A 20078-nucleotide genomic window follows, 5' to 3' on the forward strand; every position below is an offset into this window, starting at 1 on the left:
AGCAATGAATATGTCTGATTTCTCCCTTATTCAGCGCCCTAGAAGGCTGCGCTCTAGCGCGTCAATGCGCGCAATGTTTCAGGAATCCTCTCTTAGCGTGAACGATCTGGCGTTGCCAATCTTCGTTGAGGAAGGTGTTGATGATTACAAAGCGATTCAGGCAATGCCTGGCGTGGTTCGCATTCCAGAAAAACGTCTCGCTTATGAAATCGAACGTATTGCGAAAGCGGGCATCCGCTCAGTCATGACATTTGGTATTTCTCACCACCTTGATGCCACAGGCAGCGACGCGTGGAATGAGAACGGTTTGGTGGCGCGTATGTCGCGTATCTGTAAAGACACCGTGCCGGAAATGATTGTTATGTCTGACACCTGTTTTTGTGAATACACCAGCCACGGTCATTGCGGCGTGCTGTGCGATCACGGCGTCGATAACGACCAAACGCTGATCAACCTGGGCAAGCAGGCGGTGGTTGCCGCAGCAGCCGGTGCTGACTTTATCGCGCCTTCAGCGGCGATGGATGGCCAGGTGCAGGCGATACGTCAGGCACTGGATGCAGCTGGATTCACCCAAACAGCTATCATGTCTTACTCAACCAAGTTTGCTTCATCGTTCTACGGCCCGTTCCGTGAAGCTGCGGGCACGGCTCTGAAAGGCGATCGCAAGACTTATCAGATGAATCCGATGAACCGCCGCGAAGCGATTCGTGAGTCGCTGTTGGATGCCGCAGAAGGCGCAGATTCACTGATGGTGAAACCGGCTGGCGCTTACCTCGATATCCTGCGTGATATCCGCGAGCGCACAGAGCTGCCGCTGGCTGCGTACCAGGTCAGTGGTGAATACGCGATGATCAAATTCGCTGCGCAGGCTGGTGCTATTGATGAACGTAATGTGGTACTGGAAAGCCTCGGTGCGATTAAGCGAGCCGGTGCAGACCTGATTTTCAGCTATTTTGCCCTTGATCTCGCAGAACAAAAAGTGCTCTGATCCCCTCTCTCAAAGACAGCGTACTGCATCGCTTCAGTCGCTGTCTTTTTCTTCGCCGCAAGGCAAACACCAGAACCTGGCTTCAGCTAAAAAAATAAAAGGTCTCTGTGATGAAAGCACCTAAGTTTGCTGCCGACGAGGCACAACGTTTATCGCAACTGCGTGCGTTAAATATCATGAATACACCGGCGGAAGAGCGTTTTGATCGTTTAACCCGCCTGGCTCGCCGCCTGTTTAACGTTCCTATCGCGTTAGTCAGCCTGCTGGAAGCCGATTATCAATGGTTTAAATCTTCTCAGGGATTTGACCAAACCCGTTCCCCGCGCACCACCTCATTTTGTGGACATGCCATTCTCCGGGACGACGTTCTGGTTGTCGAAAACGCATTAGAAGATCAGCGTTTTCACGATAATCCTCTGGTCACTGGCGATCCCCACATCCGCTTTTATGCGGGATGTCCGTTGCGGGCACCGGGCGGCGCAAAACTAGGCACCCTGTGCATTATCGGTCGGGAGCCGCGTCAATTTACTGAAGATGATGAGGTGACCTTGCGCGATCTGGCCGCCATGGCTGAAGCGGAGCTGGCAGCATTTCAGACCGCAACCTGCGATGAGCTGACACAAATTACCAATCGTCGTGGTTTTATGACGCTGGGCCAGCTGGTGTTGAATGAGTGCATTATCAAGCAAAAGCCTGCTTGTCTGACTTTTCTCGATCTCGACAAGTTTAAGCAGATCAATGACACGTTAGGACACCGTGAAGGCGATCGCGCCCTCATGGATTTTGCCGATGCGATGAAAGTGGTTTTTAATCACTCTGATCTTTTCGCCCGCCTGGGCGGAGATGAGTTTGTGGTGCTATTTAATGGCCTGAAGCAACCGCAGGCAGAAGCATTGTTGCAACAGTTCTCACGCTATTTGCAGCAGCAATTTAGCCACCTTAACCGCCGATATAACCTGCAATTTTCAGCTGGCGTGGTGGAATTTGATGCAGCCCAGCCGCAGACGCTGGAACAACTGCTGCATAACAGTGATGAACAGATGTACCTGAATAAAAAGAGCAAGCAAGCGCTGATATCCGCTATTCAAGCGCCGTAGCGCCTGAACGGGTTTACCTGGCCAGATCGTCTATCAACGTCTGGTTAAACTTAGCTGGCTCTTCCATTTGCGGCGCATGTCCCATACCAGGAAGCTCAATCAATCGCGCCCCTGGAATCAGCTTCGCAACCTCTTTGCCCAACACCTTATAGTTGCCCAGCGTCGCTTTCACCGCCGGTGAGGCGATATCGCTGCCGATAGCAGTGGTGTCTGAGGTACCGATGATTAACGTAGTCGGCACGTTAATCTCTTTAAATTCGTAATACACTGGCTGGGTAAAAATCATGTCGTAAATCAGTGCTGAGTTCCAGGCGACCTTTTTATGTCCTGGCCCGCTGTTCAGCCCAGCCAGCATATCAACCCATTTGTCATATTCTGGTTTCCAGCGTCCCACATAATAGGTTTGCTGCTCATATTTTTTAATGCCTTCCGCGCTTAATTTTAACTCACGCTCATACCATTGATCGACGGTGCGATAGGGTGCGCCTTTGGCTTTCCAGTCTTCTAAGCCAATTGGATTCACTAACACCAATTTTTCCGTTTGATTGGGATACATCAGCGCATAACGTGTTGCCAGCATGCCGCCGGTTGAATGCCCAATAATGACCGCTTTTTGGACGCCCAGTTTAGTCAACAGTTGATGGGTATTTTCAGCCAACTGTTGAAAGGTGTACTGGTAATTAGCGGGTTTGGTCGAGCTACAAAAACCAATTTGATCGGGGGCAATCACGCGATACCCTTTTTCACTCAGATCACGGATTGTCTCTTCCCAGGTGGCCCCGCAAAAATTCTTCCCGTGCATTAGCACTACAGTTTTCCCATTGGCATTTTGCTGCGGCTTTACATCCATATAGCCCATGCTAAGCGATTGCTGTTGTGATGAAAAATTGAAGTGCTGCAACGTATAGGGGTAGGTAAAGCCTTCAAGCTGCTCGCCATAAACATTGGCGGCAAAGGCAGGTGCGGCGCTGAGTAAGGTCAGCGAGGTGAGCAAAGCGGCAAGCGGTTTCTTCAACACGTATGTCGGGCCCATCCGAATTTCTCCATGCGATAAAAAGAGCACTAAGCCTGGCACGACCCACCTGAAAATGTATTGATACGCCGTGCTATGTGGTTAATTCAGATTCAACCGTCATTTAACCCGGCGATGCCCTTGAATAGATAAATTATTTTGGAATAAGCAAATTAATTCCATCATCTAATTCCTCTATTCCTTCAGAATTTATAACATCCAAACAACAAAAGCCCTTAAAAAATCACCATTTCAAAGACCGGTCTTATATCTAAAAAATAAAAATTCATTTCCTGATAAATCTTTACTAAAGCAGCGTGTAGAGAAAGATAAATTATTCTAAACTTCCCGCATCTTAAATGAGGTGGCTTATGAACGAGAATAAATACAATGAAGGTGTGATTATCTCCATCACTGAATGGATTAATAACAATCTCAATCAGCGCTTGAGTATTAATGACATTGCCGAGAAATCCGGTTATTCCAAATGGTATTTACAAAAACTGTTTGCGCGTTATCACCATGAAACGCTGGCACGCTATATTCGCAAGCGGAAATTAGCCGCCTGCGTGCATGATTTAAAAAACAGTAACGCGCCGATTATTAGTCTGGCCGTGAAATACCATTTTGAAAGCCAGCAATCTTTTACTCGCTCGTTTAAACAGGTTATGGGATGCACACCGAGCGTATGCCGTAAACGACAGCTGAATGCAGAAACACAGGCGCAACTGGAGAAAAGTCATAACCCTTGTGCGCTCTGCTTTTACTCGACTAAGCAAGAGATTATGCGCTGCGGGTCATCACAACGCATGGCACTCGCTTCCACGCGACACCTTATTCCGTCGCGCTACGTTTCCTGATTAAGATTCGTCAGGCTGATAATATTGCACACCAATCTGAATACGCTCGCGACCATTGGCAACGCGATGACGATTGGTGTCGCGCAATGAATAAACGCAACCACAATACTCCTGTTGATAAAAGTGTTCGCGCTTGCTGATTTCAATCATGCGCGCTGCACCTCCGCCTTTACGCCAGTTAAATTCCCAGTAACTCAGATCGGGATAATGCGCCGCGGCGCGCACGCCACAATCATTAATTTGCTGCATATTCTTCCAGCGCGAAATCCCCAGCGAACTGGTGATCACCGGAAAACCATTTTCATGGGCGTAAAGCGCGGTGCGTTCGAAACGCATATCAAAACACATGGTACAGCGTGCGCCGCGTTCCGGTTCCCATTCCATACCGCGCGCCCGTGCAAACCAGTCATCACGATCATAATCCGCATCCACAAACGGCACGCCAAATTTTTCGGCAAACCGAATATTCTCCTGCTTGCGCAGCTCATACTCTTTAAGCGGATGAATATTTGGGTTGTAGAAATAGAGGGTATATTCGATGCCAGATGCCAGCATCGCTTCCATCACTTCGCCGGAACAGGGCGCACAGCAAGAGTGCAACAGGACTTTACGATGCCCACCGGGCAGCGGCAGCGGTGATCGTTGAAAGGGTTGAGTCATAAGCACCTTCAATGTAAAGCTTGAAAGCGGCAGTGTAGTTTCCGGCGCGTTATGTTGCAAAATTTCGCTTTATAAAGGCAGTAAACCACCGTCCTTTGCGCATTTGTGCGGCAGCGCAGCTGAGCAAATCGTTGTTAACCTCTTTGTTCTCTAATGCTTTTCCCGCCATATCACTTACCTCGACGCCGCTAAACTGACTTTTATGTGACCGGCAACACGTCTGCATCAGCTATGTTTACATAACATTAACAATATTGACAAAGCTGAACCTTCAAGGAGAAATGCATGAGTGCCGCTCACAAAAAAACCAGCCAAAATCGTTTTACCTGGTTCGTCTGTTTCATGGCCGCATTGTCTGGCCTGCTGTTTGGATTAGATATTGGCGTGATTGCGGGAGCGCTGCCATTTCTTTCCGACGACCTGCATATCTCTAATCACGAACAGGAATGGGTAGTCAGTTCAATGATGTTTGGCGCAGCAATCGGTGCGCTGGGTGCAGGCTGGATGTCTTCCAAGCTGGGACGCAAAAAAAGCATGCTGGCCGGCGCCACGCTTTTTGTCATCGGCTCATTGTGGTCAGCGTTTTCTCCTGATGTTGAATCGCTGGTGTGCGCCCGTGTGATGTTGGGTTTAGCAGTGGGAATCGCCTCTTACACCGCCCCCCTTTATCTGGCAGAAATCGCGCCAGAACGCGTGCGTGGCTCAATGATTTCGATGTACCAACTGATGTTAACCACTGGCATTGTCGTGGCTTATCTGTCGGATACCGCTTTTAGCTACAGCGGTAACTGGCGCGGAATGCTGGGTGTGATCGCTATTCCTGCGGTGATCTTATTCATTGGCGTGCTTTTTTTGCCCAACAGCCCACGCTGGTTGGCAGCGCATGGCCGCTTCAATGAAGCTCAACGGGTGCTAGACCGGCTGCGTAATAGCAGCGAACAAGCGAAGCAAGAGCTGGAAGAGATTCGTGAAAGTCTGCAAGTGAAACAACGCGGCTGGTCACTGTTTAAAAGCAACAGTAACTTTCGTCGTGCCGTGTGGTTGGGCATGCTGCTTCAGGTTATGCAGCAGTTCACCGGTATGAACGTAGTGATGTATTACGCGCCAAAAATATTCAATATTGCTGGCTTTTCCAGCACCAGCGAGCAGATGTGGGGCACGGTGATTGTCGGCCTGGTAAACATGCTGGCGACGTTGATTGCGATTGGCTTTGTCGATCGCTGGGGACGTAAACCGATGCTCACCACCAGTTTTCTGGTGATGGCGGTGGGTATGGGCGCGCTAGGCACGCTGCTGCACATGGGGGTTGAAACGGACTTCCGCAAATACTTCGCCATCGCCATGCTGCTGATGTTTATCGTTGGTTTTGCCATGGCAGCAGGGCCGGTGATCTGGCTACTTTGTTCTGAAATCCAGCCGCTAAAAGGCCGTGACTTTGGCATTACCGCCTCAACCACCACCAACTGGGTCGGTAATATGATTGTTGGCGCGACCTTTTTAACCCTGCTCGACAAGCTGGGCAATGCCAACACCTTCTGGTTCTATGCGGCGCTGAACCTGGTGTTTATTTTACTGACGATGCTGCTGGTGCCAGAAACCAAACACGTCACGCTGGAGCACATTGAGCGCAATTTGATGAAAGGAAAAGCGCTGCGGGATATCGGGGCGTAACCGCCCCGCTTTTTCTACCATTGCAGCGTATGGCCGGCGTAGTCAACAAAGTGATGACCGCCGCGCCCGCGCCAGGTATTGAGCTGCTGGATAATACCGGCAGCACTCTCTTCCGCCGTCAGCGGCGCAGATTCACCGCCCATATCCGTTTTTACCCAGCCGGGATGTAGCGTTAGCAGCGTGCCGCGTTGTGCTTCGACTTCACCCGCCAGCGTGCGAGTCAGCATGTTTAACGCCGCCTTACTGGCAGAATAGATCGGCATCTCTGCATCTGGGTTTTCATTCAGGCTACTTAACGTTGAGGAGGTAAAGGCAAGCACGCCTTTCTCATCACTCAGTAAAGGCAGCAGCACTTCTGCGGTGCGCACCGGCGCCACCGCGTTGGTAAGGAACAGCTGAGCCAGCTCATCATCTTCGCTTTGCGCCAGCTTTTGATGTGAAGGGCCAAAAATGCCCGCATTAATCAGGATCAGGTCAAACCGTTGCTCACCAAGCTGCGCCGCGAATGCGTTTACCGCCTGCGGCTGTGTCATATCCAGCCGGTGCCAGTCACTCTTCGCAACATGGCCCGCCGCAGGAATTTCACTGCGGTAAGTGGCTGTCACATCCCAGTTTTGAGCTGAAAATGCTTGAACAACTGCCAAGCCGATACCGCGTGACGCCCCTACCACTAATACTTTGCCTTGCTGTGCCATAACCGTTCCTCTTTTTTACGTTAACTGCCAGCTTAGCTTTTCATTCATGAGGCATTGATTCGCAAATGCGGTTTGACGGGCGCATAGCACGAGGTGTAAACACCCTATTTCATCACTCAACGATATTTATAATTTTGCAGCAGTATTAAGAGAAACAGCGGTGCAATATCAGGGGTAATCATCCAGCCAGGATTTTATCCTGGCTTACTTTTAAAGCGGATCGGTGCGGTTACCTTCACCTAAATCACGCTGCATGATAACGGTGTCAAGCCAGCGGCCGTGTTTAAATCCTACCGACTCTAGTGTGCCAATAAGCTTATATCCGCTGGCATAATGCACATTGAGCGAGCCTTGATTAGCGCTGTCGCCCACCACCGCCAGCAGTTGACGAAAACCTTTCTGCTCCGCCCAGCTAATAGCGCACTCCAGCAGCGCACGGCCTGCGCCACGCTTTTGAAAATCGACGTTGATGTAGATGGAATCTTCGAGGGTGAAACGGTAGGCAAAGCGTTCTCGATAACGGCCAAGGTAACAGTAGCCTTTTACCTCGCCGTCATGAATGACCACCAACCACAGCAAGCCTGCTTGCTGAATTTTCCTCAGCCGATTAAGCATCTCAGCTTCGCTGGGCGGTTCGGTTTCAAACGTTGCCGTGCCATGCAGCACATGCCAGGCATAAATTTTTTGTATTGCAGGAATATGGTGTTCTTCTGCCTGAATAATTTCCATCTCGACGACCCCCTTAGCGGCTTTTTTCACAGCCTACTCCTGTTGCGATTAAGAGAGGAGCGTCGTCGTGATAAGAAAAATTTATAACTCTTCTGGTGACTCTTCTGACTGCGGACTTTTAGTCACCGCTTGCGGATCGCCATAGGCCAAAGCGCTGGCGCTGGCCGGATCGAACAGGGAAAGGCTCTCTATCTGATCAACCATAAGCACTTTACGAAAAGCCATGGCATTTTTAGGTTCAGACTCCAGCGTAATATTATGCTCCGCGTACCATTTGCTGTAGTTGTGTTCGACCGCTAATTTCAGCGTTTTGCTGTCACGGTAGCCGCTGAGCATCGGGATCAATACGATATTGGCCGTGTTTTCATATTCAAACGTGGCGGCGTGTATCATGCCAATATAGATACGACGTGATTTTAAGGTAATCCAGGCCAGTTCACCCTCTTCCATACATTGAAACAGCAACTGCTCAACGCCGTTAGAACGGGACAACTTCTGGTAGAGATCTTTGCGTCCCGGCGCATTAAGACGTGCGCTGCCGGACCAGTTGGAACGATAGAGGCAAAACAGTATCGCGAATGCCAGCATCACCACGACCGGCGCCTGGATGCCGAGGAAACTCCAGTTCATGAACTCGATTTGCCATTTTAAATGCACGCCGGGGATTTCCTGCAGTGCATTCGCAATCGCTGAGATACCTAACAGCACGATCCAAATAATACCGGTGGCAAACACGCCTTGTAATACGAAGATGCAGCCGTAAAGCGCGACCAGAAAGTAAACATCCCAACCCGATGATCGCCGAATTTTAAAGCGGCTAGAGAGATCGCGGCTGGTGTACCAATACCCGCTGACCATCAACACCATAAAGATTGCCGTACCCATGTCACACTCCTTTTAAAGCGTTCACATGGCGAGCGAAATCTTCGCGTACCTCATCACTGGTGACGTTAACCGACGCGTTGCCATCCTCATCAATGATGATGCGATCACCATCAGCGATGGATTCGTTGATGTCCTGGCGTGACATGAGTTGAATGAATTTTTCTGGGCTGGCAAAAACGGAAAGAACATATCTAAACATATTTCTCACTTCATTTGGCTTAAAGTGAAAGTATGTGATCGGATACCCATTCTTGCCATTTTATTAAGGGTAAAAGTTCCTAAATTCAAATAATTAACCAAGCGGCTAGCACTTAATTCAGGGAATACTGAGGCTTACGTAGCGCTGTTTTGCAGCGCGCTCTGTGTCGTGCAAAATCTGTTTTGCTTTGCCGAGGATAATGTCCCCGGCGGCGGAGAAACAGCGGGGATTATCGCCCCTTCTTTTTACGTCCCGGCTGGTTAAAACGTTTACGCGATGCAGCATTGCTCTCCGCTTTTTCTGCGATTTTAGGGCGGTTAACGCCCGGCTTTTTAGCCGCGCCTGATTTAGCCTGCGTTTTCTTCGCCGGTTTGGCTTCTGAGGAGGAGTTTTCAATCAGTTTAAACAACGCAATTAGCTCATCGTCATTTAAATCGCGCCATTCACCCAGCGGCAGCCCTTTAAGATTGACGTTCATGATACGCGTGCGTTCAAGCTTGGTGACTTCATAGCCAAAGTGTTCACACATCCGACGAATCTGTCGATTAAGCCCCTGTACCAGCGTAATGCGAAACACAAAAGGCGCTTCTTTCTTCACTTTGCATTTTTTTGTCACCGTTCCCAGCATCGGCACGCCCGCACCCAAACCGTGAATAAATTCATCGGTTATCGGCTTGTTGACGGTGACCAGATACTCTTTTTCGTGATCGTTGCCGGCTCGCAGAATTTTGTTGACCAGATCGCCATGGTTCGTCAGGAAAATCAGCCCTTGCGAATCTTTATCCAGACGACCAATCGGAAAGACGCGTTTGCTGTGGTTAACGAAATCAACAATATTGTCTCGTTCACCCTCTTCCGTCGTGCTGACGATTCCCACTGGTTTATTCAGCGCAATCAGCACTAAGTCCTCTTCGTCGCGCGGCTCAATAAGCTGACCATTGACTTTCACCACATCCCCAGCCTTGACCTGGTCGCCGATTGCGGCTCGCTTGCCGTTAATAAAAACATTTCCCTGTTCGATGTAACGATCGGCATCGCGACGAGAACAGATACCGCTCTCGCTAATGTATTTGTTAAGACGAATGGATGAATTGATCAGCATGATGCCTCCTTAAAAATCGAACGATACATTAAAGCGCCTGCGCACATGCCCAGGCCGAGCTCCACGCCCATTGAAAGTTATAGCCACCTAACCAACCGGTTACGTCTACCACTTCGCCAATAAAAAACAGTCCAGGCACATCACGCGCTTCCATGGTTTTCGAAGAGAGTTGAGTGGTATCCACGCCACCCAGCGTGACTTCCGCCGTGCGATAGCCCTCAGTGCCGTTTGGCTGAACTCGCCATTGATGGAGCGTTTGTACCAGCTCGGCCTGCTGTTTGCTGTTGAGCTGCTTCAGGCTGGCGTCCGGCACGACCTTCATCTCTTGCAGAATTTCGACCAGACGCTTAGGCAGCAATTTTGCCAGGCTGTTTTTTACACTGAGATTGGGATGCGCCTCGCGCTGCACGTTAATAAACGCGTCCAGATCGTTGGCCGGCGATAAATTGATAGTGACGAATTCACCGGGCTGCCAGTAACTTGAAATTTGTAATACTGCCGGTCCCGACAAACCGCGATGCGTAAAGAGCATCGCCTCTTTGAACAGCGTGCCGTCCTGCGCTTCAATGGTACTGTCGATGGCGACGCCGGAAAGGGTTTGCAGCTGATCCAGCAACGGCTTGTGCAGCGTAAACGGCACCAGCGCGGCGCGAGTGGGAAAGACGCTAAGGCCGAACTGCTCGGCAATTTTATAGCCAAACGGGGTTGCGCCCAATCCTGGCATCGACAATCCGCCGCTGGCGATCACCAGCTTTTTAGCCCGCACCGTGTCGCCATTCAGTTGCAGCGTATAGCCAGATTCATCACGGCTGACACTCAATACTTCCGAGCGTAGACGCAGCGTAACCTCTGCTTTTTCGCACTCTTTCACTAACAGTTCGACGATTTGCTGCGCCGAATCATCACAAAACAGCTGCCCTAAGGTCTTTTCATGCCAGGCGATGCCATGTTTGTTCACCAGATCGATGAAATCCCATTGGGTATAACGCGCCAGCGCAGACTTGCAGAAGTGAGGATTGTGCGACAGATAAGCCGCGGCTTCGGTATAGAGATTGGTGAAGTTGCAGCGGCCGCCGCCCGACATCAAAATTTTACGGCCCGGCTTCTTACCGTTATCCAGCAGCAGCACGCGACGGCCACGAAGGCCAGCCTGCGCGGCACAGAACAGGCCTGCGGCACCCGCACCAATGATGATAACGTCAAACTGTTCCACTGCTTCTTACCCACTTTATCTGAAAGGCGCAGATTGTAGTGATCTGCTCACTCCGACGCCAGCGTCAAAAATTTGCCGTAAATGTGTCATAATGTAACTGACTAATTTTTAGACCTTTTTACCCCGTTATATCGTGTAAATTACAACTTAACGGTAAATTAGGACTATATTTTCCTTTCCCATACAGCACGTTGTCGCGGATAATGCGCCGCGTTCATGTCCTCCCAAAATGGCGTAACGTTTATGCTACATCTGTTTGCTGGCCTAGACCTCAGTACCGGCCTGTTATTGGTTCTTGCCCTGCTGTTTGTATTGTTTTACGAAGCAATCAACGGTTTTCACGACACGGCCAACGCAGTTGCGACGGTCATCTATACGCGTGCCATGCGTGCCCAGCTTGCTGTGGTGATGGCGGGTGTATTCAACTTCTTTGGTGTGCTGCTCGGTGGTTTGAGCGTTGCCTATGCCATTGTTCACATGCTTCCCACCGACTTGCTGTTGAATGTCGGATCGGCTCACGGTCTCGCTATGGTGTTTTCTATGCTATTAGCGGCGATCATCTGGAACCTCGGCACCTGGTATTTAGGGTTACCGGCTTCCAGCTCCCATACCTTGATTGGTGCCATTATCGGTATCGGTCTCACCAATGCGTTGATGAATGGTACTTCGGTGGTTGATGCACTCAACATCCCGAAAGTGATCAACATCTTCCTGTCACTGATTCTGTCGCCCATCGTGGGTCTGCTGATAGCGGGTGGATTGATTTTCATTCTGCGTCGCTACTGGAGCAACACCAAGAAGCGCGCCCGGATTCATATGACGCCTGCTGACCGTGAAAAGATCGATGGCAAGAAAAAGCCGCCTTTCTGGACGCGTATCGCGCTGATTGTTTCTGCAATTGGGGTGAGTTATTCGCACGGTGCGAATGATGGTCAGAAAGGCATTGGCCTGATCATGCTGGTCCTGATTGGCGTTGCGCCTGCGGGATTCGTGGTGAATATGAATGCGTCGGGTTATGACATCACGCGTACCCGCGATGCAGTTAATCATCTCGAACAGTATTATCAGCAGCACAATGAATCGCTGACGCACATCATCCAGATGGCTCCGCCTGCGCTGCCAACCCCGGAAGAAGTGCCGTCAGGCCCGCAGCAGTTCCATTGTGATAGCGCACGTGCGCTGCAAGCCGTTCAGCGTGCGCAAAGCTTGCTGAATAACCTGCAGAGCTACGATCAGCTTTCTGTGGAACAACGCAGCCAGATGCGTCGCCTGCTGCTGTGTATCTCTGATACCGCAGATAAAGCGGCTAAGCTGCCGGAAACCACTGGCGATGACAAACGCTTCCTTAACAAGCTGAAAAGCGATCTGCTCGGCACGATTGAATATGCGCCGGTGTGGATTATTGTGGCAGTTGCGCTGGCATTAGGCATTGGCACGATGATTGGCTGGCGTCGTGTTGCGACCACAATTGGTGAAAAGATCGGTAAAAAAGGCATGACTTACGCACAAGGGATGTCCGCGCAGGTCACGGCTGCGGTTTCAATTGGTGTGGCCAGTTATACCGGCTTGCCGGTTTCCACCACACATATCCTCTCTTCTTCTGTCGCGGGTACCATGCTGGTAGACGGCGGCGGCTTGCAGAGTCGAACCATCAAGAACATTGCCATGGCGTGGATATTCACCTTGCCTGTCTGTATTGTTCTTTCAGGCTCGCTGTACTGGATAGCGTTAAAACTGGTGTAAATCAGTTTGAATAGAGGGCGACGCAAGTCGCCCTTTTTTAATGCCAGATAGCCATCGCTATCAGGCTAATCACCACTAATCCGCACAAAGAACTGGTCAGCATAAACTGCCCACGTACCCGCTCGCAGCGACGAATAAACTCTTCATCGTGGTGATCAAGATAACGCTTAGCCCAGATATAACGTACCAGCCGGACTTGTTTGCTTGGCTGCCCATGAGAAGTGAAAAAGCCCGCGCCATCGACATATTGATAGAGCAGCGGATCGCAGCCTCGTAATACCGCCAGCAAGGCGCGCAGAGAAGAGAAATAGCGCGCCATATTCACAATACAAACCACACACAGAGCCCAAAAAAGCGCGATGGTGCTGATCATCATGTTCCCCCTCCCGGCTGGAGCCGCGGAGACGCTTGCAGCGGAATAACGCTAAATACGCCCCACAGAAATTGCCAACCACTGAATGAACCAGACTGCGATATTGTTCTGACAAGCTCGGGCGCTCAGTACCATACGTGAGTAACCGTCATTTTCAGTGTAGGAGAAATGTTTCATTTTTTTCCAGCGATGATTTTCGTTCGGCGCGAGCAAAAATAGCGGACCTTTGATCTTATTCACAACCGTAGCGGCCGCGGAAGCATTTGTTAACATTCGCAGCTATACTCAACGGTAAAACAATATGACGCCTGCCTCGCAGGCAAACACTTTGGTGGCGCTCATCGCCCGTTCGCGCAAAGGATTTCGCCCAGCTGTGACGCGGCAGGAATACCGGTTGCCATCCTTAATCTCGTGGAAGGAGTTATATCATGGCTTATAAACATATCCTGATTGCAGTAGATCTTTCTCCCGAAAGCCAACTGTTAGTGGATAAAGCCGTTTCGTTGGCTCGCCCTTATGATGCAAAAATTTCTCTGATTCACGTAGACGTGAATTACTCCGATCTCTACACCGGTTTGATTGACGTAAATCTTGGCGATATGCAAAAGCGTATTTCTCAGGAGACGCACCAGGCATTAAGAGGCTTATCTGACTCGGCGGGTTATCCAATCAGCGAAACCCTGAGCGGCAGCGGCGATCTTGCCCAAGTGCTGGTAGACGCAATCAAAAAATATGATGTAGATATGGTGGTCTGCGGTCATCATCAAGATTTCTGGAGCAAACTGATGTCCTCAGCGCGTCAGCTCATCAACACCGTTCATATAGACATGCTGATCGTGCCGTTGCGCGATGAAGAAGACGAATAACGCGTTTTTTCGCCTAAAAAAGCCGGTTGAATAACCGGCTTTTTTTATGCTTATTTTGCCAAGGGCGGATAGATATCGAAGCGATGGCTTTTTGTCACCACCGCCGATTGCGTCTCAATATTTGCCAGCGGCGGTGCGTAATCGGGGCGTTTCACCACGATGCGCTTTTTCGCTAAGCGCCGCGCCGGTTCCAGCAACGCGTCAGCATCCTCATCGGCACCCACCAGGGACTGAAATACCCGCATCTCTTTCTTCACCATGGCGCTTTTCTGGCGATGCGGATACATCGGATCGAGATAGACTACGTCAGGTTGTGGCGATATCTCGCTTAACGCCAGGGCGCTGGACGCATGGATCAACGTCAACCTTTCACGTAGCCAACCCCCGATTTCGGCATCCTGATAGCCGCGCTGTAAACCATCTTCTAACAGCGCTGCCACCACCGGATGACGCTCAAGCATCCGCACCCGGCAACCTAACGCTGCCAGCACAAAGGCATCACGTCCCAGACCGGCTGTTGCATCAACCACATCAGGCAAATAACCGCCTTTAATGCCCACCGCTTTCGCTACCGCTTCACCGCGTCCGCCGCCAAAACGGCGACGATGCGCCATCGCACCGGAGACGAAATCGACAAAAATGCCGCCCAGCTTCGGTTCATCGCGCTTACGCAGCTCAAGATGCGTAGGCGTTTGTACCAGCGCCAGCGGTGCATCGTCGTCATGCTCTAACTGCCAGCGCTGCGCTAAAAGTGATAAGGCGCCGTCTCCGGCGCCTGATTCATCGATCAAACAGATTTTCACGTAACGACTTATCCCTGAATGCCGTAATGTTCCAGCATCGCATCCAGCTGCGGCTCACGTCCACGGAAGCGTTTAAACAGCTCCATCGGCTCTTCAGAGCCGCCGCGCGTCAGGATGTTATCAAGGAAGGATTGACCGGTTTCGCGGTTAAAAATCCCCTCTTCCTCAAAGCGTGAATAGGCATCTGCGGCCAGTACATCTGCCCACAAATAGCTGTAATAACCTGCGGCGTAACCGCCGGCAAAGATATGGCTGAACGCGTGCGGGAATCGGCCCCATTCTGGGCTTGGCACCACGGCAACCCGGCTTTTCACTTCGCGCAGGGTTTCCAGAATTTGTGCACCTTTCTCTGGATTGAATTCCGTGTGCAAGCGGAAATCGAACAGGCCAAACTCCAGCTGACGCAGGATAAACAGCGCCGCCTGATAGTTCTTCGCCGCCAGCATTTTATCCAGCAATTCTTTTGGCAGCGGTTCGCCGGTTTCAAAGTGACCCGAAATAAACGCCAGCGCATCCGGTTCCCAGCACCAGTTTTCCATAAACTGACTTGGCAGCTCGACCGCATCCCAAGGCACACCGTTGATACCCGCCACGCCGGGGGTTTCCACGCGCGTGAGCATATGGTGCAAGCCATGACCAAATTCATGGAACAGCGTGATCACTTCATCGTGCGTGAACAGCGCAGGTTTCCCTTTCACCGGGCGGTTGAAGTTACAGGTGAGATACGCCACCGGTTTTTGCAGATTACCATCCGCTTTACGCATCTGGCCGACGCAATCGTCCATCCATGCCCCGCCGCGTTTGTGCTCGCGCGCATACAGGTCAAGGTAGAAGCTGCCGCGCAGCTCGCCGGTTTCATCAAACAGGTCGAAGAAACGCACGTCTGGATGATAAACATCAACATCGGTACGCTCTTTAGCGGTAATGCCGTAAATGCGTTTTACCACTTCAAACAAGCCCGCAACCGCGCGTGATTCTGGGAAGTAAGGACGCAGTTGTTCATCGCTGATGGTATAAAGATGCTGCTTCTGTTTTTCGCCGTAGTAAGTGAGATCCCAAGGATTCAGGCTTTCAACGCCATGCTCTTTTTCAGCAAAGGCGCGCAGCTGTTGCAGCTCTTTTTCACCCTGTGGACGAGCGCGTTTTGCTAAATCATTCAGGAAGTCGATCACCTGCGATGGGCTTTCCGCCATTTTGGTGGCCAGTGATTTATGGGCAAAGGAATCAAAGCCCAGCAGCTGTGCCAGCTCATGGCGCAGCGCCAACTCTTCTGCCATGATCGGACCGTTGTCCCACTTACCGGCGTTCGGACCTTGATCAGATGCACGCGTTGAGTATGCGCGATACATCTCTTCACGCAGTGCGGCGTTATCGCAATAGGTCATCACCGGCAAATAGCTTGGGATATCCAGCGTCAGCAACCAGCCCTCTTGCTCTTTCGCTTCGGCTTGAGCTTTGGCCGCCGCCATTGCGCTTTCCGGCATACCGGCAAGCTCGCTTTCATCGGTGATCAGCTTGCTCCAGCCCATGGTGGCATCGAGCACGTTGTTGCTGTAGGCAGAACCCAACTCAGAGAGGCGCGCGGCGATTTCGCCATAACGTTTCTGCTTCTCTTTATCCAGACCAATACCGGAGAGTTCAAAATCACGCAGCGCGTTATCGACCGCTTTTTTCTGTGCTAAATCCAGTGCCGCGTAATTTTCGCCCTCTTTTAGATTGCGATACGCCTGATACAAACCTTCATGCTGTCCTACCCATGTGCTGTATTCAGAGAGCAGCGGCAGCGTTTGTTCATACGCCTGACGCAGCTCCGGGCTGTTTTTCACTGAGTTAAGATGGCTAACCGGCGAGAAGATGCGGCCAAGACGATCATCGGTTTCCGCCAGCGGCTGAACAAGATTATCCCAGGTGTAAGGTGCGCCTTGCGCCACGACTTTTTCCACCATGGCACGACAGTCGGTCAGCACCTCGGTAACGGCGGGAACCACATGTTCAGGTTGGATGGCAGAAAATGGCGGCAGATCAAAAGAAGTGAGTAACGGATTGGTCATAGCGCAGTCCTTTATCGATGTATGAGGCGCGACAGGTCGCGCAATGCAATCAAAGTAACATGCGGTTAAGTGTAGCGAAAATCAATGGCGGCTATGATGAGGCGCGGAAGAAACGGACAGCGACGAGGCGCAAGGCATAAAAAAGCGTCGTGATACAAAAGCACAATTCACACATCTGGAACGGGTAGCGCGACATCACCCGATTGTTGAGTCACCGCTAACCGAATCTTTAATTTGCAGATATTTATTGGTTTGTGCGCCGGATTTCTGGAATTCAGCCACGTCGTACAGGTCGAAAGGGCCATAAAATGACTAAACTTAAGCTGCAAGCGCTGTTGAATAGCGCGAAACGTCAGCAATTGTTCGCATCTGACGTTATAATCCAGCGCACTCGCTGTATCCCTTTTTAGCTGCAACCTCGGAAATCCCATTTTTTATGCTGAGTTATCGCCACAGTTTTCACGCCGGCAACCATGCTGATGTGCTGAAACACACCGTACAAAGCCTGATCATCACCGCCCTTAAAGAGAAAGAAAAACCGTTTTTCTATCTCGATACGCATGCGGGTGCAGGACGTTATCAATTGAGCGGTGAGCACGCTGAGCGCACCGGCGAATACCTGGAAGGAATTTCGCGTATCTGGCAACAGCCAGACGCACCCGAGCTGTTGCAACCTTATTTCGATGCCATTAAATCGCTTAATCGTGGCGATACCTTGCGTTATTACCCCGGTTCGCCGCTGATTGCCCGTCATTTGCTGCGTGAAGATGACAAACTGCAACTGACCGAACTGCATTCCAGCGATTACCCGCTGCTGCGTAACGAGTTTGGCAAAGATAGCCGCGCCCGCGTAGAACGCGCCGACGGTTATCAGCAGTTAAAGGCCAAGCTGCCGCCGCCTTCACGTCGTGGCTTGATTCTGATCGATCCGCCGTATGAGATGAAAAGTGATTATCAGGCGGTAGTAAAAGGTATTCAGGAAGGCCACAAACGCTTTAACACTGGCGTCTTTGCGCTGTGGTATCCAGTGGTTATGCGTCAGCAGATCAAACACATGATGCGTGATTTCGAAGCGACCGGCATTCGCAATATTTTGCAGATTGAACTGGCGGTGCGTCCTGACAGCGCTCAACGTGGCATGACAGCATCGGGCATGATTGTGATCAATCCGCCATGGAAACTGGCTGGCCAAATGAACACGTTGCTGCCTTGGCTGCATAAAAAGTTGGTTCCTGCTGGCACCGGTCATTTCAGCGTGACGCAGGTCGTACCCGAGTAACGCATAACGCTGCCGCGATGTTAACGTCGCGGCAAATGTCATCTGTAGGCTTCTGTCATGTGGTTAGTTCTGGCTGGCGCGCTGATTTCACTGGCGCAGGCAAAACGCCTGGCGCTGCTGCTGCTGACACTCTCACTTTTGCTGGGACTTTATCAGGGTCTATTGAGCTGGCCAGCCGGCGTATTGATTTTACTTTCGGCAAGCCTCGTCGGGCTGCGTTTACGTTACCCAGCCAATCCTCAACTGCAAAGCAGCACCGAAGCGCTGTTAGTCTTCATCTGTATTGGGCTGTTTCTGCATCTTTTCCCCGGATTTCATCAGCCGCCGCACGTCGAAGCGGTGAGAGCAGGCCCGCAAAGCGTGCCTTTTAGCTTCTCGTTCAATCTTGATAAAGCATTAATTCCTTTTCTGCTGCTGGCCTGCACGCCCACGCTGTTCAACACTGCCGCCCATCCGCCACGGCATAACATCGTTTGGTTTGCCTTGGTGGCTGCTATTCCCCTGCTGCTTTGTTTGGCGGTGATGCTGGGTGGATTAGGATTTGAACCTCATTTTCCCGCGTGGATTTGGGCGTTCATGTTGGCCAATCTGTTTTTCGTGGCGCTGGCTGAAGAAGCTTTTTTTCGCGGTTATTTGCAGCACCGCTTGCGCCAGCGAGTAGGCGGAGACAAAGCCCTGTGGATAACGTCACTGCTGTTTGGATTGGTACATTTTCCAGGCGGTGTATTGCTGGTGATTTTTGCCACGCTCGCCGGGATAATTTACGGCCTTGCGTGGCACTGGAGCGGCCGCTTGTGGATCGCAACCGCATGCCACTTCACCCTCAATATGACGCATCTGCTGTTTTTTACTTACCCTGCGCTGCAGCATTAAAAGGTGAAGACCGCCAAATCATGCGCTATCTCAGTCGCCGGAAAAATGGTCTGACATTCTGCCAGCAGGCGCGCCATATCCTGCGGCAGGTAGCGTGAGCTAAAGTGCGTGGCAATCAAACGCTTAGCCCCTGCGTCTTTCGCCGCTTGTGCTGCCTGAAGCGTGGTTGAATGCCCACGTCCGTTTGCCTTTTCAATCATCGCGGCTTCAAGCGTGGTTTCATGCACCATCAAATCAACATCCGCCGCGAGCTGAAGCGCAACCTCAGTCGGTGCAGTGTCGCCAAATATCGCCAGCGTTTTGCCTTTGGTCGCAGGCCCCAAATAGTGTGCGCCATTAATCACGCGGCCATCTTCCAGCGTCACTTTTTGGCCCAGCTTCAGCTGTTGATACCACGGCCCGCGCGGCACACCTTCCGCTTTCAGACGCGGCGCATCCAGAAAACCCGGTTTATCGTACTGTTCAATGCGATAACCAAAGCATTCAATGACGTGATTCAACGGCCAGGCCGTCACCCGAAATTCGCCATCATCCAAAACCGTTCCGGCTTCAATCTCAATAATGTCCAGCGGATAGCTGGTAAAAGATCCGCTCAGTGACAGCGCAGTTTCAATAAAGGTTTTGATGCCTTTTGGCCCATAAACGGTAAAAGGATCAAGCAGTCCCGCCATTGAGCGGCTGGTTAATAAACCCGGCAGGCCAAAGATGTGATCGCCGTGCAGGTGCGTAATGAAAATCTTATCCAATCTGCCCGGTTTCAGCGCAGTGCGCATGAATTGAAGCTGGGTCCCTTCACCACAATCGAAGAGCCAGGTTTCGCCGCGAATTGAGCGGGTAAAAGCGATAGAGGTTACGTTGCGTTGCAGGCTGGGCGCACCGCCGCCGGTACCAAGAAAAGTAAGGTGCATGCTATGCTTCCCTGTAATGTGTGGAAAAAATTCGACCCTATTACAATCATAGGCGCAAACTTTGCGTCATT

The 20078-nt window shown here is 51.1% G+C and carries 20 protein-coding genes; 8 read left to right on the plus strand and 12 right to left on the minus strand.

Going from position 1 to position 20078, the window contains the following annotated elements; translation table 11 throughout:
• Positions 1-10: 10 nt before the first annotated feature.
• Together hemB and ACF2G4_RS13255 are read left to right on the plus strand one after the other, a co-directional pair.
• Complete coding sequence (gene hemB, locus ACF2G4_RS13250) at positions 11-988, plus strand: porphobilinogen synthase (protein ID WP_215845332.1); 978 nt, start codon at positions 11-13, stop codon at positions 986-988.
• 110 nt (positions 989-1098) lie between these two features.
• The gene (locus ACF2G4_RS13255) at positions 1099-2085 is read left to right on the plus strand and encodes a sensor domain-containing diguanylate cyclase (protein ID WP_215845331.1); all 987 of its coding nucleotides are present in this window, start codon (positions 1099-1101) and stop codon (positions 2083-2085) included.
• A 13-nt stretch (positions 2086-2098) separates the two neighbouring features.
• Here ACF2G4_RS13255 and ACF2G4_RS13260 read toward each other — a convergent pair whose 3' ends face one another.
• Entirely contained in the window at positions 2099-3118 is a 1020-nt protein-coding gene (locus ACF2G4_RS13260) for an alpha/beta fold hydrolase (RefSeq protein ID WP_409074953.1), read from the minus strand.
• A 350-nt stretch (positions 3119-3468) separates the two neighbouring features.
• Between ACF2G4_RS13260 and ACF2G4_RS13265 the strand changes: the two genes are divergently transcribed.
• The gene (locus ACF2G4_RS13265) at positions 3469-3957 is read left to right on the plus strand and encodes a helix-turn-helix domain-containing protein (RefSeq protein ID WP_409074954.1); all 489 of its coding nucleotides are present in this window, start codon (positions 3469-3471) and stop codon (positions 3955-3957) included.
• Here the strand turns inward: ACF2G4_RS13265 and ACF2G4_RS13270 are convergent, their stop codons facing one another.
• A complete protein-coding gene (locus tag ACF2G4_RS13270; RefSeq protein WP_409074955.1) occupies positions 3958-4617 on the minus strand; it encodes an epoxyqueuosine reductase QueH in 660 nt (219 codons plus the stop codon).
• A 285-nt stretch (positions 4618-4902) separates the two neighbouring features.
• Between ACF2G4_RS13270 and ACF2G4_RS13275 the strand changes: the two genes are divergently transcribed.
• Positions 4903-6288, plus strand: a complete 1386-nt coding sequence (locus ACF2G4_RS13275; protein ID WP_243079896.1) for a sugar porter family MFS transporter — start codon at positions 4903-4905, stop codon at positions 6286-6288.
• 14 nt (positions 6289-6302) lie between these two features.
• On the opposite strand, the gene ACF2G4_RS13280 is transcribed toward ACF2G4_RS13275, so the two are convergent.
• The 6 genes from ACF2G4_RS13280 to ACF2G4_RS13305 all read right to left on the minus strand — a co-directional run bounded on the left by ACF2G4_RS13280 (position 6303) and on the right by ACF2G4_RS13305 (position 11111).
• Complete coding sequence (locus ACF2G4_RS13280; RefSeq protein WP_243079897.1) at positions 6303-6983, minus strand: SDR family oxidoreductase; 681 nt, start codon at positions 6981-6983, stop codon at positions 6303-6305.
• 210 nt (positions 6984-7193) lie between these two features.
• Entirely contained in the window at positions 7194-7712 is a 519-nt protein-coding gene (locus ACF2G4_RS13285) for a GNAT family N-acetyltransferase (RefSeq protein ID WP_215848205.1), read from the minus strand.
• A gap of 81 nt (positions 7713-7793) precedes the next feature.
• On the minus strand, positions 7794-8597 hold the full coding sequence (locus ACF2G4_RS13290; protein WP_409074956.1) for a hypothetical protein: 804 nt from the start codon (positions 8595-8597) through the stop codon (positions 7794-7796).
• Between the two features lies 1 nt (position 8598).
• Positions 8599-8796: a hypothetical protein gene (locus ACF2G4_RS13295; RefSeq protein ID WP_409074957.1), complete on the minus strand. Its 198-nt coding sequence runs from the start codon at positions 8794-8796 to the stop codon at positions 8599-8601.
• Between the two features lie 229 nt (positions 8797-9025).
• Positions 9026-9898 carry a 23S rRNA pseudouridine(2604) synthase RluF gene (gene rluF / locus ACF2G4_RS13300; protein ID WP_409074958.1) on the minus strand — a complete coding sequence of 291 codons (873 nt, stop codon included), beginning with the start codon at positions 9896-9898 and terminating at the stop codon, positions 9026-9028.
• A 28-nt stretch (positions 9899-9926) separates the two neighbouring features.
• The gene (locus tag ACF2G4_RS13305) at positions 9927-11111 is read right to left on the minus strand and encodes an NAD(P)/FAD-dependent oxidoreductase (protein WP_215845323.1); all 1185 of its coding nucleotides are present in this window, start codon (positions 11109-11111) and stop codon (positions 9927-9929) included.
• 243 nt (positions 11112-11354) lie between these two features.
• On the opposite strand from ACF2G4_RS13305, the gene pitA reads away from it, so the two are divergent.
• Positions 11355-12854 (plus strand): inorganic phosphate transporter PitA, encoded by a 1500-nt coding sequence (pitA, locus tag ACF2G4_RS13310; RefSeq protein WP_215848204.1) that lies wholly within the window; start codon positions 11355-11357, stop codon positions 12852-12854.
• Between the two features lie 37 nt (positions 12855-12891).
• Here the strand turns inward: pitA and uspB are convergent, their stop codons facing one another.
• Positions 12892-13227, minus strand: a complete 336-nt coding sequence (gene uspB / locus ACF2G4_RS13315) for a universal stress protein UspB (RefSeq protein ID WP_215848203.1) — start codon at positions 13225-13227, stop codon at positions 12892-12894.
• Between the two features lie 428 nt (positions 13228-13655).
• Here uspB and uspA point away from each other — a divergent pair, with 428 nt between their 5' ends.
• Positions 13656-14093, plus strand: coding sequence for a universal stress protein UspA (gene uspA / locus ACF2G4_RS13320; RefSeq protein ID WP_215845322.1), 438 nt, complete (start codon positions 13656-13658; stop codon positions 14091-14093).
• A 50-nt stretch (positions 14094-14143) separates the two neighbouring features.
• On the opposite strand, the gene rsmJ is transcribed toward uspA, so the two are convergent.
• Both rsmJ and prlC read right to left on the minus strand, forming a co-directional pair.
• Entirely contained in the window at positions 14144-14896 is a 753-nt protein-coding gene (gene rsmJ, locus ACF2G4_RS13325; RefSeq protein WP_332626005.1) for a 16S rRNA (guanine(1516)-N(2))-methyltransferase RsmJ, read from the minus strand.
• Positions 14897-14904: 8 nt separating this feature from the next.
• Positions 14905-16947, minus strand: a complete 2043-nt coding sequence (gene prlC, locus ACF2G4_RS13330) for an oligopeptidase A (protein WP_215845320.1) — start codon at positions 16945-16947, stop codon at positions 14905-14907.
• Between the two features lie 436 nt (positions 16948-17383).
• Between prlC and ACF2G4_RS13335 the strand changes: the two genes are divergently transcribed.
• Entirely contained in the window at positions 17384-18226 is an 843-nt protein-coding gene (locus ACF2G4_RS13335; RefSeq protein ID WP_332626006.1) for a 23S rRNA (adenine(2030)-N(6))-methyltransferase RlmJ, read from the plus strand.
• Positions 18227-18283: 57 nt separating this feature from the next.
• Positions 18284-19099: a lysostaphin resistance A-like protein gene (locus tag ACF2G4_RS13340; RefSeq protein WP_409074959.1), complete on the plus strand. Its 816-nt coding sequence runs from the start codon at positions 18284-18286 to the stop codon at positions 19097-19099.
• Here ACF2G4_RS13340 and rnz read toward each other — a convergent pair.
• Entirely contained in the window at positions 19096-20007 is a 912-nt protein-coding gene (gene rnz / locus ACF2G4_RS13345) for a ribonuclease Z (RefSeq protein WP_215845318.1), read from the minus strand. The two genes, ACF2G4_RS13340 and rnz, sit on opposite strands and share 4 nt — an antisense overlap.
• Positions 20008-20078 lie beyond the last annotated feature (71 nt).

Origin of the sequence: Pantoea phytostimulans (assembly GCF_046118715.1) — a bacterium.
Lineage (GTDB): Bacteria > Pseudomonadota > Gammaproteobacteria > Enterobacterales > Enterobacteriaceae > Pantoea > Pantoea phytostimulans.